Raw genomic sequence first — 16,008 nt, 5'->3', positions numbered from 1 at the left:
TAAAGGAGAGAAATGCATTGAAAATTAAGTCGATAGAACCTACACCAAGTCCGAATACAATGAAAATCAATTTAACTGAAGAGCTATTAGCTGGTAAAAGCAATAATTATAAGAAAGATCAAGCTGACCAAGCACCCCAGCTGATTAGAGATTTATTTACGATCGAGGGAGTGAAAGGGGTATATCATGTTGCGGACTTCTTAGCCGTTGAGCGAAATGCAAAATATGATTGGAAAGATATCTTGGTCCAAATCCGTCAAGTTTTCGGGGAAAAAACCGAAGAACAAAATCAACAAACGGCATTAAATGAACATTACGGTGAAGTAACTGTTGCCATTCAACAATTCAAGGGCATTCCGATGCAAATTAAAGCAAGTGATAGCCAACACGAAAAACGTTTTGCCTTACCGGATTATTTCATAAAGGGCATTTCCGCTGCTCAAAAAGAAGATGACAATGTAGTACTGCTTCGAAAATGGAAGGATTATGGCGTAAGATATGGTGATATGGAAGATATCGTGAAGGAAGTGTCCGATGAGTTGATTGCAGCTTACCCGGAAGAACGAATTAATCGACTGGTAGCCGCTGCAAAAGAAATGGTGGATACGAAGGAAGCAATTTTGAAACGACCAAAAATTAAACTGACTGCAGAAATGCTGAATGACGAAAGCTGGGAAAAGCGTTATCAGGCTTTAGAACAAATGGAAGATCCAACGGTTGATGATATACCCGTATTGGACATGGCACTCTCCGATAATAAGGTCTCCATTCGAAGGCTCGCGGTAGTATACTTGGGTATGATCGAAGATAGAAAAGTGCTTCCGAGCTTGTATAAAGCATTGAAAGATAAAAGTGCGGCCGTAAGACGTACGGCTGGGGATTGTTTATCCGATCTTGGCTTTGAAGAAGCGATGGGAGAAATGTCTCAATCACTTTCGGATAAAAATAAATTGGTTAGATGGAGGGCGGCGATGTTTTTATATGAAGTGGGAAATGAAAGGACCCTCCCTTATCTTAAGCAAGCGGAACAGGACCCTGAATTCGAAGTGGCCCTGCAGGTCAAGATGGCCATTGACCGTATAGAAAATGGGGAAGAAGCAAAAGGTTCGGTTTGGAAGCAGATGACAGAATCAAGACAAGCGAATGACAAGTGAGATTTAATGGGAATAACTTAATGGAATCTAAAATGGTTACAGGCAAAAGGCATGCGGATGATTTAATCCGTATGCCTTTTTATTCTTGAAGCGGATCTTCAAGTCATTTGACATTCGTTTGCAATCCAAAACATTCAAAATGGCTAATTTTTCGATATACAGAAGTTTTTATGATATAAATTTGATCTCTATTATTTTAGTAAAATGATTTTTGTAGATATTTTGTGTTGAATGGTTGCATTTGTATGTAAATATGTTAGAATTTTTAGAGTATACTAAAAATTATATTATATTGAATCATTAAACATTTAGTGGAAATTGGGGGTACAACAAATGTCTACATCAAATATGAGAAGTGACATGATTACAAAAGGGGTCGATCGAGCTCCACATAGAAGTCTGTTGCGGGCAGCAGGGGTTAAAGAAGAAGATTTCGGTAAACCGTTCATCGCGGTTTGTAATTCTTACATCGATATCGTTCCAGGTCATGTCCACCTTCAGGAATTCGGAAAAATAGTGAAGGAAGCGATTCGCGAAGCTGGCGGTGTTCCTTTCGAATTTAATACGATTGGGGTAGACGATGGAATTGCAATGGGTCATATTGGTATGCGCTATTCTTTGCCAAGTCGTGAAATCATCGCGGATTCCGTGGAAACTGTTGTATCAGCACATTGGTTTGACGGTATGGTTTGCATTCCGAACTGTGACAAGATAACGCCGGGAATGATGATGGCAGCACTTCGTGTCAATATTCCAACAATATTTGTAAGTGGCGGACCCATGAAGGCAGGTAAAGACAAAAACGGTAAATCCCTTTCATTAACATCCGTTTTTGAAGGTGTGGGCGCTTATCAAGCAGGTAATATCAATGAAGAAGATTTGCAGGAAATCGAGCAAGTTGCCTGCCCTACTTGCGGTTCTTGTTCAGGAATGTTCACGGCAAACTCCATGAACTGCCTGGCAGAAGGCTTAGGACTTGCGCTTCCAGGAAATGGAACGATTTTGGCGGTAGCCGAAGAACGTAAGGAATTCGTTAAGAAATCCGCTAAACAGTTGATGGAGATAATCAAACAGGATATCAAGCCTCGTGATATCGTAACGATTGATGCAATTGATAATGCATTTGCATTGGATATGGCGATGGGCGGTTCGACCAACACCGTTCTTCATACACTTGCATTGGCACATGAAGCAGGTTTTGAATATCCAATGGAACGCATAAATGAAATAGCTAACCGAGTACCGCATCTAGCGAAAATCGCACCGGCATCCGATTATCATATTGAAGATGTACATAATGCCGGTGGTGTAAGTGCCGTCATTAATGAGTTACTCAAAAAACCAGGTGCCTTTAATGGGGACTGCCTTTCTGTCTCAGGTAAAACGCTCCGCGAAAATGTTGCCGGTTGTGAAATATTGGACAAGGATGTTATCCATCCGTTAGATAATCCGCATTCTGAGCGTGGTGGGCTTGCTGTATTATTTGGTAACCTTGCTCCTCAAGGCTCCATCGTAAAAGTAGGGGCGGTTGACGAATCAGTTGGTGGCTACCACAGGGGTCCTGCCATTTGTTTCGATTCCCAGGAAGATGCACTTTCAGGAATCATTACTGGAAAAGTAAAAGAGGGGAATGTAGTGGTCATTCGTTACGAAGGACCTAAAGGAGGACCGGGTATGCCGGAAATGTTGGCACCCACTTCCCAAATCGTCGGGAGGGGACTTGGAGCTAAAGTCGGTTTGATCACTGATGGCCGCTTTTCAGGCGCATCTCGAGGCATCAGCATTGGTCATATATCCCCTGAAGCAGCTGAGGGAGGCCCGATTGCCTTTGTTGAAGATGGAGATATCATCGAATTGGATTTGAATAATCGTAAAATCGAATTGGAAATTTCCGATGAAGAATTCGAAAAACGCAAAGCCAATTGGAAAGGCTTCGAGTCAAAAGTCAGGACAGGCTATTTAGCACGTTATTCCAAACTTGTGACGAATGCCAGCTCAGGCGGCGTGATGAAAGTTTAGTTAAAAGGAAGATTAAAACATGGGGGCAGAATGAAAGTGGATTCTGTCACCATGTTTTTTTGTGAAGAACAATGAAATTTTACAAAGCTTTAAGCGTCATTTTTGCATATGCGCTCAAAAATATAGTATGATTATACTAATTGAAGAATTGTAACCAAGGAGGTTTTTTTATGTCGATGGCATATGATGAATATATGAAACAAATGGTGAAACCAATGCGCGCGGAACTGGTGCAAGCAGGTTTTGATGAGTTGGAATCCGCTGAAGCGGTTGAAAGCTTTATGGAATCGGTAGAAGGTACGACACTTGTGGTCGTGAATTCAGTTTGCGGCTGTGCTGCCGGGTTAGCCCGTCCAGCTGCTACTCAAGCTGTACTTCAAGCAGACAAAAAGCCAGATCATTTGGTAACTGTATTTGCCGGCCAAGATAAGGACGCGACAGCTAAAATGCGGGAATATTTCGATGGAATAGAACCTTCTTCACCATCCATGGCTCTTTTAAAGGGAAAAGATGTTGTACATTTCATTCCACGCCATGATATAGAAGGACAGCCAATGGAAGCTATCATGGAAAATTTATTGGCAGCGTTCAGTCAAGTAAATAAGTGATGAAGCGGAATGCCCTGGAAACAGGGCATTCTTTTCAAATTTTAGAGAGTATGAAGGGGTAGGGTACATGTTTGTCACAACAGTAGGAAGAGCCGATAAAGAAACGATGATATTAGCCAAAAGTTTAGCTGAAGAATTACAAATCCCCTTTATAGCCAGAAGAAAAAGATCGGTCAGAGATATCCAAGCGGAACAGAATGAAGATGATTGCCTTGTTTTCGGTAAAAAGCGGATGGAGTTATATCGATACCAGGAAAAAGAACCATTCTTTTTTCACCCGAACCTAGCGATGATCCGTATAAAAAGAATAATGCGCGGAGAGAGTGACCCATTTCTCATTGCCGGAGATATAAATGAAGGGAACGCTGTGCTTGATTGTACCATGGGTTTGGGCTCGGATGCGATAGTCGCAAGTTTCGCAGTGGGCGAACATGGACAGGTTGTCGCATTGGAAGGAAATCAATATTTGGCATTACTCGTGGACCATGGGATGAAGACATGGGAGGATGCAGAAGAAAAGATGATTTCTGCGATGCGAAGAGTAGAGGTCATGTACGGTGATCATTACGAAATTTTGAAAGCATTGCCGGATAATCATTTTGATGTCGTATATTTCGATCCCATGTTTGAAGAAACGATTCAGGAATCGAATGGAATCAGGGGACTGACTCATTTTGCGGTAGGTAAGGATTTATCTGTGGAAATAATGAATGAAGCCAAGCGGGTTGCACGCAAGAGAGTCGTGTTGAAAGACCATTTTCGCAGCTCCCGCTTTGAGGAATTTGGATTTGAGGTAATAAAGAGAAAAACATCCAAATTCCATTTTGGCTTCATTCAATCCAGTGATCACGATTTATAATCTGTTTCGTCCAGACCCATTGCACAGCCTTCTCGGCTTGAATCGGCAGCACCATAGTTCGAGCCATCAGGGTTGATTTGAATCGCTTGGACATTCCCTATAGAGTGGGGAACTTCATTAAAGGCGAAGCCCATCGCTTCCAAGTGGCCTTTGCTAGTCATATCCATTCCAGGCTCCCATTCAATATGAGGGCCCATTGGAGTGAAAATTCTAGGTTCCTCGATGGCTGCTTTCAAATCCATTTTTAAATCGAGTACATTAATGATCGTTTGTACGACTGAACTGATGATGGTCGGTCCACCAGGTGAACCTAACGTCAAGATCGGCTCGCCGTCTTTAAAGATGATGGTCGGGCTTTTACAGCTGACGGGGCGTTTATTGGGCTGTACTTCATTCATGCCGCCTGGAATGGAATCGAAATCAGTCAGTTCGTTATTCAGCATGAAACCATAATCGGAAACCATGATCCCTGATCCGAATGGATGTTCCACTGTAGAAGTGCATGCTGCGATATTACCCCATCTGTCACGGACAGTGAAGTGTGTCGTTTCACTGATATCTTCTTCATTAGGCTGCGGAATGACTTCCCTTTGTTTCACGGAATCATAAATCCAAGGGTTTCCGAAGTCAATGGCATTATTTCTTGTTTTGAAATTAATGAATGAGCGGCGTTTAGCTATATACTCATCATGCATGAGACCCGCCAATGGCAATTCGGCAAATTCAGGATCAGCGAGAAATGCCTTTTTATCTGTAAATGCCAGTCGCATCGCTTCTGCTATTAAATAATATTTTTCCCAAGAACGGACATCATATTGTTCTATATGGAAGCTCTCCAATATTTTCAGGATTTGGATGACCGTGAATCCGCCAGCGCTTGGTGCATTTGATGATGCAATTAGATAATCCTTATAAGTCCCATACAAGGGTACATCGATTGTAGCTTTATATTCCTTTAAATCAGAAAGCTCCATGAACCCTCCAAGTTCCTGTATGCAGGAAATGATGCCCTCTCCGATTTCACCTTCATAAAAAGCGGAAATGCCTTCACGTTGTAATATCCGATAGGTATTCGCCAGTTTTTCTTTTATGAGCAGATCGCCATCTTGATACGCTTTTCCATTTGGCATGAAGAACTTACGCGCTTCATCACCCAATCGATATTCAAAATTTTTAAGAGCATCGCAAAGAACCCAATTGACGGGAACTCCTTTTTCTGCAAATTCAATGGATGGCTCGATGAGGTCCGCTAATGGCTTGCTTCCATGTTCGTTGAGTGCTTCATCCATAGCTTTCAGTATTCCGGGGATGCCAACGGCTGTAGCTTTTATTGATCTTTCTTTAAATGGGATGACCTCCCCTTCATCATCAAGAAACATGTCTCGATGAGCGGCTTTAGGTGCCCTTACATGGCCATCGTATATTTTCGTTTCCTTATCTTTTGCGTTATATACCATAAGGAAACCACTTCCTCCAATACCAGTCATCATGGGTTCCACAATATTTAGGGCAAATTGGATGGCAACCGCCGCATCGACAGCATTTCCACCTTCACGTAATATTTTTTCCCCAATGGAAGTGGCTACGGGATGAGCTGTAACGACCATTCCGGCGTTCCCTTTATCTGTTTCCCTTTTGTAATCCTTATCTTTAATGATTTCATTGTTGTTTTCCAAAATGATTCCTCCATTATTCAGTCCTTTTATCTGCCAAAAGGTTAGGCTTATGTTTGAGTGAAAAGAAAACCTTGTCATTGTAGAAAAATGACAAGGAGATTTTTCGTAGGGATTCATTTATTCTTAATCAGCAAATGATAAATATACGAAAAATGCTAATGTTACAAGACATAAAGCCACCATGGCAGTCGAAGCCATATAAGACCCCTCCTTAAAAAGACTTGAATCTAATTAATTTCTCCAATAATCGTCAAAATCCTTCATTAAAATGTAAAATTGTTGATATTTAATAAAAAAGTTCTGGTTCATAAAGTTTATATAGGTATTTATCCTTTTTTTTGATTTTCAAAACATGGGTAACTATATATTCGTAATTACCAAAAAATAAAAGTATACTAAATATAAAGACAATACAAAAAAAGAGGGGGAGTGTGAGTTGAAAGTAGCGGTTTGGTTCAGGAAAAGTCTCGTCATTTTAGTATCCGTTTTGACGTTTGGTCTTGTCACTCCTTCAGATCTGGCGTGGCTAGCGGAAGCCGATTCGTTAAAGGATACTAAAAAGGGATTAGTGGAAGAAGAGGGATTAGCCTATCTTCCTTCGCAGAATTCAACTGAACTTGAGGAAGAATTCAACCGGGAAGAATTTTTATCGGACATTCTGAATAAGGCAGAGGAAAACGCATTTATGAAATTTGGAGAAAAAATCAATCCTAAAATTGGCGATGAGTTCAAAATGGCCATATTACCAAAAATGGAAGAAGCTATTACAGAAATGGCTGCACAATTTCCAGATGAAAAATTACAGCAATTAACCATCACTGAGCAGCCGAGTGCAGGCAGGGCCGAGAAGATATTTCATATTTATGATTCAATCAGCGGGAAGGATATCATCAGATTCCATGTCAGGCAGGAAAATCCTCCACTGGAAGGCTATTGGTTCAATTTTCACTATCATACCCATCATGATTCATTTGCCACCCATTATAATATCGGGAAAATATATTGGGATAAAAATACGCCGCCAGAGTGGACGAGTAAACAAAGGCTCGCATAGTGGTTGGTTTCGTTGATTTTATTTAATGTAAGAGTAAGATGAAATGTAAATGATTTTCTAATAAGCATCAAATGATACGTTGTCATGCAACGTATTTATTTTGTGTTTAAATAAAAGTAGAGTTTTTATCATAACGGGGAACAATGTTATTTTAAAAGGTTTTCTAATTTTGCTGTCATAGTAGCAGAGGAGTCTTTATCATGTCAGAGTTGTTAAATAACATCATGCAAACGTATGCTCAATTTTTTGACTGGCATATGTGGGTGGAGGTTTTATCCGACCCGGTGAGCTGGGGATTAATTGGAACGCTCGTGTTAATGGAAGGATTACTATCAGCTGATAACGCTCTGGTATTAGCTGTAATGGTCAGGCACCTTCCTGAAAAACAACGGAAAAAAGCTCTTTTTTATGGTTTATTAGGTGCTTACGCTTTTAGATTCATTGCGATAGGAATCGGTGTTTTCCTCATTAAGCTTTGGTGGGTGAAGGTGATTGGAGCCGCTTACCTTGGCTGGCTCTCATTTAAATACTTTAGGAATAAAAGAAAGAAACAAGATGGGATCGAAGAAGATATCCAGGGAATGAGTAAAAACAGCATACTGATCCGTATGTTTGGTACATTATGGGGAACGGTCGCGGCAGTGGAATTGATGGATATAGCATTTTCCGTCGATAGTGTCTTGGCCGCATTCGGGGTAAGTGAAAAAGTCTGGGTCCTTTTGACAGGCGGTATGATTGGTGTCTTGATGATGCGGGGAGTGGCGGGGTTATTTCTAAAATTGATAGATAAGGTTCCTGAATTGGAAACTGCCGCATATGTCCTTATCGGATTCATTGCTATAAAAATGCTAATGGCCGTTGCAGGGATTGAAATCCCGTCTGCGATCTTTTTTGCCTTTATTTTGCTGATTTTCGGCACCACGATTGTATTTCATTTGAAGAAAAGTAAAAAGCTCAAGGAACATGGTTGAGCACAATAAAAAAAGCTGACATCAAAAATGATGTCAGCTTTTTGTCGCCAAAAGAGGTTCGGAATGATCTCATCCCAAACATGATTTTAAAAGAACATTTGATTATCCTACATGTTTTTTACATGATTATACGGATGAAACCCTCAATAGATTGAAGAAATTTGCGACACTCCTGCCGAATTGCTGGCTAGACAAGACCCGCGGATTTCTGAAATCAACTGGAAATTCTATTTGAAAAAATTGTAGGTAAAATGACTTTTTTTGAATTCGTCTACAGTCTAAAGCTGACATCAAAATGATGTCAGCTTTTTTTTAGGAAAATATCAAGTAATTGAAGAAGGCCGGTAAATGTAGTGAAGAAAAGCAAAGGCAATAAAAAGTTAAGCCAAAGAGAAGACATTAGCGGATGCAGCAGTATGCCAAAGAAAATGGAGAATAGAAAAAGGTCGAGAATGATGAACACTTTTAAACTGTAGATATCAAGGACTTCTTCAGCAAGTTCACGGTGCTCATCCAAAATGGCTTTTTTATTGTTGGTTTCCATGCGATCACCTTAAACCTTTTACGATTATATATTGTTGATATATGAAAAGACTGGATCAATTGTTCTTCTCCGAATGAATGTGCAACCGAAAATGCCAAAAAAACATAGATTTTTAACACTAGGTCAATATGTTATACTAATATAATAGTATGTAAGGTTTAGAGATTTTAAATTACTTATATTTTCTTAACGATAATGAGAAATGAAGAAAGGGGAGAAGAGTGTGAAAAGGAAGAAATGGTTATCCATACTTGCATTATTTGTCTTTTTACTCTCCTTGCTCTCCTATACGTTAGCGAAGGATGAATCGGTAAAATGGCGCAATTTAAACAAAGATAATCTTTTAAGGCAAGCTGAACTTTTTAAGGGGAATAAAGAATTACAAAGGATATTTTTATTTCCGGAAGAGGAGTTCGATCAAAGGGAAGCACTCAAAATTGCTGGAACCATTAATAAACTGCCTCATTCCCTTTTGGTGAAAACTGCTGAAAGTGGTGTGAGAATCAAACTATTTGATGGTGATATAACAGAAAATCAATCCGCGGCCAAATTAAAGGGGAAAACTCCGCGTGGTTATTTGAATAAAGAAACAACTTGGGATGATGTGCCTGGTATGGGCGGATCACATACGGTATTGGTTAAAATCGGAGCAAGTGACAAAGGCAATGGACATGGCTCCGTTAATTTGGAACTGCATGAGCTGGGGCATTCAATTGATAATATAGTGTTTGATGGAATCCGTGAAGACATGGAATATTTGAAGATTTGGGGTAAGGAAGTGGATGGGCTGTTTCCTGGCCAGACGTATTTTTCCAATTACCCTGAGGAATACTTTGCAGAAACGTTTGCCATGTTTTATGTGAACAATGAACAAAATCAATTGCTTAGACAAAAAGCGCCCGAGACTTATAATTTTATTAAACAATTAGATTAAACATTGGGCAATAATACGTTAAAATAAGGAGAATGAAAGTAGAAAAGGTGGTTTATCATGAAGCAATATTTAGATTTATGTAAGCATGTACTCGAAAATGGAACGCAAAAAGGTGATCGTACGGGAACGGGAACGATCAGCACCTTTGGATATCAAATGAGATTCAATTTAAAAGATGGATTCCCTGTACTTACAACGAAAAAAGTTAGTTTAAAAGCGATTATCCATGAATTATTATGGTTTTTGAAGGGTGATACAAACGTTGGCTACCTTCAGGAAAATAGCGTGCGGATTTGGAATGAATGGGCTGATGAAAATGGAGAATTAGGTCCGATTTATGGTCATCAATGGCGTTCTTGGGGAACGCCCGATGGAAGGCAAATCGACCAAATCAGTGAATTGATCGAACAAATAAAAACGAATCCAAATTCAAGAAGATTGATAGTCAGTGCTTGGAATGTTGGGGAACTGGACGAAATGGCCCTGCCGCCTTGCCATGCTTTCTTTCAATTCTATGTCGCTGATGGAAAGCTTTCATGCCAGCTATACCAACGTTCAGCGGACGTCTTTTTAGGTGTTCCTTTTAATATAGCTTCGTATGCGCTTTTAACGATGATGATCGCCCAGGTGTGTGATTTGGAAGTTGGCGAATTTGTACATACTTTCGGGGATGTCCACATCTACTCTAACCACCTTGAACAAGTGGAACTGCAGTTGACCCGTGATCCCAAACCATTGCCAATCATGAAAATCAATCCAGATGTAAAAAATATCTTTGATTTTAGCTTCGAGGACTTCGTTTTGGAAAATTACGAAGCCCATCCCCATATTAAAGGTGAGGTTAGCATATGATATCGTTGATAGTGGCTATGGATCAAAATCGTGTGATAGGTAAAAACAATGAACTGCCATGGCATTTACCGGCAGATTTGCAGTATTTTAAAAAAGTGACGATGGGCCATCCGATCATCATGGGCCGAAAAACATTTGAATCGATCGGCAGGGTCCTGCCTGGCCGGGAAAATGTCATCGTTACCCGCAATCAGGGTTTTAAAGCGGAAGGCTGCGTAGTTTTACATGATATCGAACAAATCAAAACGTTTGCAGATAGCCGTGATGAGGAAGTTTTCGTGATTGGCGGAGCCGAAATCTTCAAGGAAATCCTGCCTGTTACCGATCGCCTGTATATAACGGAAATTCATGAAACCTTTGAAGGTGATACTTTCTTTCCCGTGATTGATGAAAATCAATGGGATAAAATCTCCTCAAGCCCAGGCAGCATCGATGAAAAAAATCGTTTTGCACATGATTTTATTATTCTACAAAAAAAATAAAGTGTTAATCCGATTATGGGAAAATGACCATAATCGGATTTTTTTGGTATGGAACGAACAAAAGCGAGAATTTTTAGAAAAATCAATTACATTAATAACAGTAAAGTGCTATAATGATTGAATTCATTAAGGGAAGGAAATGAGGGATTGTTATGAATCAGACTGCATCTAAGAATAGGGGGATTCAATTGGAAGATATTCTAATTGCCTATAGAGAACTGAAAGAAATCGTTTTGCATACTCCTTTACAAAAAAATCAGAGGCTCTCTGAAAAATATGATTGTAATGTTTATTTAAAACGCGAGGACCTACAACACGTACGTTCCTTTAAATTAAGAGGGGCTTACTATAAAATGAAAAGCCTGACCGAGGAAGAGACGAAGAATGGAGTCGTTTGTGCCAGTGCAGGAAACCATGCACAAGGAGTAGCTTTTTCCTGCAGCCAATTAGGTATCCATGGGAAAATATATATGCCTGCTACAACTCCAAGGCAAAAAGTCGATCAAGTGCAGTTATTCGGAAGGGATAATGTGGAAATCATCCTTGTCGGGGATACTTTCGATGATGCATTTGCCATGGCGATGGAATGCTGTGAAAAAGAAGAGCGTTCGTTTATCCATCCATTTGACGATGAAAAGGTAATCGCCGGGCAGGGTACAACGGCTGTAGAAATCCTGAATGATTGTGAAGATGAAATCGACTATGTATTTGCCGCTATGGGCGGTGGCGGTTTAATGGCCGGAGTATCGAGTTATTTCAAATCGGTTTCTCCAAATACGAAATGTATTGGCGTTGAGCCGCAAGGTGCTGCTTCGATGGAATACTCCTTCAAGGAAGGAAAAGTTTCTGAACTTGAAAACATAGATACATTCGTTGACGGGGCAGCTGTCAAGTGTGTGGGACAGTTGACATTTCAGCTTTGTAAGGAAAACCTGGAAGATATCGTTGTCGTACCTTCGGGCCAAATCTGCACGACGATTCTCGATTTATATAATCAGCATGCGATTGTCGCTGAACCTGCAGGGGCTATATCTGTAGCCGCGTTGGATTTATACAAAGAACAAATCAAAGGCAAAACGGTTGTATGCATGGTCAGCGGAGGGAATAACGACATTGGGCGTATGCAGGAAATTAAGGAGAAATCCTTATTATATGAAGGGCTGCTTTATTATTTTATCGTGAATTTTCCACAACGTGCTGGAGCATTAAGGGAATTCCTTGATGAGGTGTTAGGACCGAATGACGATATAAGCCGTTTTGAGTATACGAAGAAAAATAATAAAGAAAGCGGACCGGCCCTGGTTGGTGTAGAATTAAAAGATAAAAATGATTATGAAGGGCTCATTCAGAGGATGAACAAGAAAGGATTCTCTTTCGTAGAGGTCAATAAAGACAGTAATTTATTTCACTTATTGATTTAATCATGGATTAAATGTTAAATTAGGATAGAATAATACCTATGTTTTTACATTTAATTCTGCCGGCCAGTCGTTTATGGGTATACTGTCGATAATTGTTACCATTCTATGACGAATTGCCAGTTCCCTTTCTATTGGTTGGAAATGGTATTATAATCGGAGTAGGTCTAATTACAACACCAAAGGGGATGTATCCATGTCGAACATTGGAGTACCTGGTCTAATTCTCATCTTAATATTGGCTTTAATTATCTTTGGTCCGAAGAAACTTCCAGAAATCGGACGTGCTTTTGGACAAACACTTCGTGAGTTTAAAAAGTCCACGAGTGATTTAACAAAAGGTGATTATGAAGAAGATAAGAAGCTACAACAAAAAAATCATGAATGATTGAATGCTGGGCGTAAGATGCAATCGTCTTGCGCCTTTATGCTGGAACAAAGATACAGATTTTCAGATGAAGGCGTGATCAACTTTGGAAGATAAAGAATTAAATATCATCGATCATCTCGATGAATTGAGAAAACGGCTCATCATTACTGCTGTTGCTTTTTTGATCTTTTTTATCGCCAGTTTTATTTATGTTGAGGAGATTTATAATTGGTTCGTGAAAGATCTCGATTTTGACCTGATGGTATTGGGACCGAGTGATATTATCTGGATTTACTTTATGCTTTCAGGTGTCGTAGCCATTGCGGCAACCATACCTGTAATTGCTCTGCAAATCTGGTTATTCATCAAACCCGCTTTGATGCCAAATGAAGTAAGGGCGACCCTTGCCTATATTCCAGCACTTTTCCTGCTTTTTATCGGAGGGCTTGCTTTCGGTTATTTTGTCATCTTCCCGACCATTCTTCAATTTTTGATTGAACTGGGAGATGGGATGTTCATAACCAGTTTTACAGCGGATAAGTACTTTTCATTCGTATTTAATATGACGATACCTTTTGCTGTTTTATTCGAGCTTCCTGTCGTTACCATGTTTTTGACTTCCCTTGGCATAATAAATCCTTATGTGCTTCAAAAGTTAAGGAAGTATGCATACTTTGTACTGGTTGTCATAGCGATATCGATTACGCCGCCTGACTTTATGTCAGACTTTATGGTGATGGTTCCATTGCTGTTATTATACGAAATCAGTATTTCGTTATCAAAAGTCGTCTATAAACGAAGGGTGAAACGTGAAAGCTTGCGGGAAGACACCTATGAGGAAGGTTTATAAGAAGAAGCCCATAATGGCATTTTGCCCTTATGGGTCTTTTTTTTTATGAATGTCAATCTGATTTATCTGTTTTTTTACACATTTGAATATTTATACTTTTGGATTTATTGTGTATAATGTAAGCAATCGGTTAAAAATGAGGATTGATATTTTGATGTTCAAATGCTTGGAATTCAAAGATTGTTTTGGACATAAGGTCATAATTTCAGAAATACCTGTCTTACTGCCTAGTGACCCGAATTTTTTTATGTTGACCGTGCGTTTGGAAGTTTTTGTTAAGAAGGTTTTTGCCAATAAAGATCATAAAGAAAATTACTCATTTAAGCATTATTTAGCATCGGTACTCAAATGGCCCGTTTATAACAAGCTTTTTTTTGGAAGTTTACTCAATAATGCTTAATGTGGACTATTCCATAGCTAACTTCTCCGTTCAAAGAGATGACACAATGCCATGCAATATCGAATGAATCGGCATGTGTTCAGGTTAGCTCATGGAACGGTCTTTTTTTGTGTATACATTTCAAAAGAAAAGTATCACTTCACTTGAAAAAGAAGACCTTTGGTTTGAATGCGTACCTTGAATAGGTATAATACAATAGATATGTAAATTTAGGGATGTGTAATGATGAATAAAGTAAAGATAGTAACAGATTCGACAGTAGATATGACACCAGAGGAACTGAACTTTTATGATATAACAATGGTCCCTTTATCAATCTTTATAGATGGGGAGACTTTTTTGGATAAGGTTGAAATCGAACAAGAAGAATTCCTGCAAAGGATGAACCAGTCAAAAGAATTGCCAAAAAGCTCACAACCAGCCGTAGGTACCTTTGTGGAGGTATATGATGAACTCGGAAAGGACGGCAGCGAGATTATTTCCATACATATGACTGGTGGCATGAGCGGCACAGTTCGCTCAGCGGAAAGCGCAGCTAGTATGTCTGAAGCGAAGGTTACCGTTCTTGACTCGAAATTCATTTCAAAAGCGATGTCATTCCAGGTGATCGAGGCAGCGAAGATGGCGAAGGAAGGGAAATCCGTAGCTGAGATAATTGAACGATTGGAACATATTAAAAAGCAGTCAAGTTTAATCATTGTCATAGAAACACTTGATAACCTCGTTAAGGGTGGAAGGATTGGCAAAGTTTCTGCTTTTATCGGTTCATTGCTACACATAAAGCCGATTGCACTTCTGGATGATGGTGTACTGAATCCTGTATCCAAAGCCAGGAGCCAGTCTCAGGTCGTGAAGTTCATCATCAAGAAATTCAAAGAAGATACACAAGGAAAAAAAATTAGAGGCATTGGTTTTGTACATGCGAATGGTCTTGAAATAGCGGATAAGGTCCGCAAGGCCATTGCAGACTTAACAGGATATCAAGACATAAAGATAGAAGCAACAACGGCCGTTGTCAGTACCCATACAGGTGAAGGCGCCATGGCAATCATGTATTATTGGGACTGATATGGATGCACCATATGAAACTGCATATGGCGGAGGTATTGTCACTTTTACAATTGTCTTTAATTCGTAGAAATAGTTGCTGTTCTCATTACGATTGGTCTGTTAGAATATATGAAGTAACAGAATATTTTATACATAAAGGGCGGGGTAGGGATGAGAAAGCTGCATTTGCTTATGGCAGCTATGGGAGCATCAATTGTTTTGCTGTTGACAGCATGCGGTTCCAATGGTGTACCCGGTTCCAAAAATTGGGATATTGAAGATTTCAGTTACATTGATCAGGAGGGTAAACCTTTCTCAAAAAGCGATCTTAAAGGAAAGGTTTGGGTAGCGGATTTTATATTCACAAGCTGCGAGACTGTCTGTCTCCCCATGACTTCGAATATGACGAAGCTGCAGCAGCAATTGAAGGATGAAGGTATTACGGATGTTGAGTTCGTTTCATTTTCCGTGGACCCGGAAATTGACAAACCTGATGTTTTAAAAAGGTATAGCGACCAATTTAATGTGGATTACGGCAATTGGCACTTTCTGACCGGTTATGGTCAGGAAGAAATCGAGCAGTTTGCATTGGATAACTTTAAAACGATCGTCAAAAAACCTGAAGCAGAAGATCAGGTGATTCATGGGACCAGCTTTTTTCTAATTGATCAAGAAGGAAAGATCATCATGGATTATACAGGTCTGCAAGATATTCCCTTTGATGAAATCATTAAGCATATTAAAATTTTACAGAATTATTGAACAGG

At 39.7% G+C, this 16,008-nt stretch carries 17 protein-coding genes; 15 read left to right on the top strand and 2 right to left on the bottom strand.

Annotated features, from left to right (window positions below):
* The first annotated feature begins 17 nt into the window (after positions 1 to 17).
* The 4 genes from J7J00_RS02690 (at position 18) to J7J00_RS02675 (ending at position 4,640) form a co-directional block, all read left to right on the top strand.
* Positions 18 to 1,154, top strand: a complete 1,137-nt coding sequence (locus J7J00_RS02690) for a conserved virulence factor C family protein (protein WP_214787229.1) — start codon at positions 18 to 20, stop codon at positions 1,152 to 1,154.
* 333 nt (positions 1,155 to 1,487) lie between these two features.
* Positions 1,488 to 3,173 carry a dihydroxy-acid dehydratase gene (gene ilvD, locus J7J00_RS02685; protein WP_185150912.1) on the top strand — a complete coding sequence of 562 codons (1,686 nt, stop codon included), beginning with the start codon at positions 1,488 to 1,490 and terminating at the stop codon, positions 3,171 to 3,173.
* Between the two features lie 170 nt (positions 3,174 to 3,343).
* Positions 3,344 to 3,781 (top strand): BrxA/BrxB family bacilliredoxin, encoded by a 438-nt coding sequence (locus J7J00_RS02680; RefSeq protein ID WP_214787227.1) that lies wholly within the window; start codon positions 3,344 to 3,346, stop codon positions 3,779 to 3,781.
* 67 nt (positions 3,782 to 3,848) lie between these two features.
* Positions 3,849 to 4,640 carry a class I SAM-dependent methyltransferase gene (locus J7J00_RS02675; protein ID WP_214787225.1) on the top strand — a complete coding sequence of 264 codons (792 nt, stop codon included), beginning with the start codon at positions 3,849 to 3,851 and terminating at the stop codon, positions 4,638 to 4,640.
* On the opposite strand, the gene ggt is transcribed toward J7J00_RS02675, so the two are convergent.
* Entirely contained in the window at positions 4,628 to 6,316 is a 1,689-nt protein-coding gene (gene ggt / locus J7J00_RS02670) for a gamma-glutamyltransferase (protein ID WP_286201148.1), read from the bottom strand. The two genes, J7J00_RS02675 and ggt, sit on opposite strands and share 13 nt — an antisense overlap.
* A gap of 436 nt (positions 6,317 to 6,752) precedes the next feature.
* Here ggt and J7J00_RS02665 point away from each other — a divergent pair, with 436 nt between their 5' ends.
* Positions 6,753 to 7,370, top strand: coding sequence for a YpjP family protein (locus tag J7J00_RS02665; RefSeq protein WP_214787221.1), 618 nt, complete (start codon positions 6,753 to 6,755; stop codon positions 7,368 to 7,370).
* Positions 7,371 to 7,570: 200 nt separating this feature from the next.
* A complete protein-coding gene (locus tag J7J00_RS02660; protein WP_214787219.1) occupies positions 7,571 to 8,341 on the top strand; it encodes a TerC family protein in 771 nt (256 codons plus the stop codon).
* A 301-nt stretch (positions 8,342 to 8,642) separates the two neighbouring features.
* Here the strand turns inward: J7J00_RS02660 and J7J00_RS02655 are convergent, their stop codons facing one another.
* Complete coding sequence (locus J7J00_RS02655) at positions 8,643 to 8,885, bottom strand: hypothetical protein (RefSeq protein ID WP_076365996.1); 243 nt, start codon at positions 8,883 to 8,885, stop codon at positions 8,643 to 8,645.
* Between the two features lie 223 nt (positions 8,886 to 9,108).
* On the opposite strand from J7J00_RS02655, the gene J7J00_RS02650 reads away from it, so the two are divergent.
* From J7J00_RS02650 to J7J00_RS02610, 9 genes are all read left to right on the top strand, one after another.
* The gene (locus J7J00_RS02650; RefSeq protein WP_214787217.1) at positions 9,109 to 9,819 is read left to right on the top strand and encodes an anthrax toxin lethal factor-related metalloendopeptidase; all 711 of its coding nucleotides are present in this window, start codon (positions 9,109 to 9,111) and stop codon (positions 9,817 to 9,819) included.
* 57 nt (positions 9,820 to 9,876) lie between these two features.
* Positions 9,877 to 10,671, top strand: coding sequence for a thymidylate synthase (locus tag J7J00_RS02645; RefSeq protein WP_214787215.1), 795 nt, complete (start codon positions 9,877 to 9,879; stop codon positions 10,669 to 10,671).
* Entirely contained in the window at positions 10,668 to 11,153 is a 486-nt protein-coding gene (locus tag J7J00_RS02640) for a dihydrofolate reductase (protein ID WP_214787213.1), read from the top strand. The genes J7J00_RS02645 and J7J00_RS02640 overlap by 4 nt, the downstream gene beginning before the upstream one ends.
* A gap of 152 nt (positions 11,154 to 11,305) precedes the next feature.
* Complete coding sequence (ilvA, locus tag J7J00_RS02635; RefSeq protein WP_214787211.1) at positions 11,306 to 12,574, top strand: threonine ammonia-lyase IlvA; 1,269 nt, start codon at positions 11,306 to 11,308, stop codon at positions 12,572 to 12,574.
* A gap of 193 nt (positions 12,575 to 12,767) precedes the next feature.
* A complete protein-coding gene (tatA, locus tag J7J00_RS02630; protein WP_034307557.1) occupies positions 12,768 to 12,959 on the top strand; it encodes a twin-arginine translocase TatA/TatE family subunit in 192 nt (63 codons plus the stop codon).
* An 85-nt stretch (positions 12,960 to 13,044) separates the two neighbouring features.
* Complete coding sequence (gene tatC / locus J7J00_RS02625; RefSeq protein ID WP_214787209.1) at positions 13,045 to 13,791, top strand: twin-arginine translocase subunit TatC; 747 nt, start codon at positions 13,045 to 13,047, stop codon at positions 13,789 to 13,791.
* A 136-nt stretch (positions 13,792 to 13,927) separates the two neighbouring features.
* Positions 13,928 to 14,191, top strand: a complete 264-nt coding sequence (locus J7J00_RS02620; protein ID WP_309487124.1) for a DUF2535 family protein — start codon at positions 13,928 to 13,930, stop codon at positions 14,189 to 14,191.
* A 225-nt stretch (positions 14,192 to 14,416) separates the two neighbouring features.
* Positions 14,417 to 15,259: a DegV family protein gene (locus J7J00_RS02615; protein ID WP_214787202.1), complete on the top strand. Its 843-nt coding sequence runs from the start codon at positions 14,417 to 14,419 to the stop codon at positions 15,257 to 15,259.
* Between the two features lie 153 nt (positions 15,260 to 15,412).
* Positions 15,413 to 16,003: an SCO family protein gene (locus J7J00_RS02610; protein WP_214787200.1), complete on the top strand. Its 591-nt coding sequence runs from the start codon at positions 15,413 to 15,415 to the stop codon at positions 16,001 to 16,003.
* The last annotated feature ends 5 nt before the right edge of the window (positions 16,004 to 16,008 follow it).

Origin of the sequence: Bacillus sp. ISL-4 (assembly GCF_018613275.1) — a bacterium.
GTDB classification, from domain to species: domain Bacteria; phylum Bacillota; class Bacilli; order Bacillales; family DSM-1321; genus Peribacillus; species Peribacillus simplex_E.
Note: the sequence above shows the minus strand (reverse complement) of the source record. Positions and strands in the feature narration are given on the sequence as shown.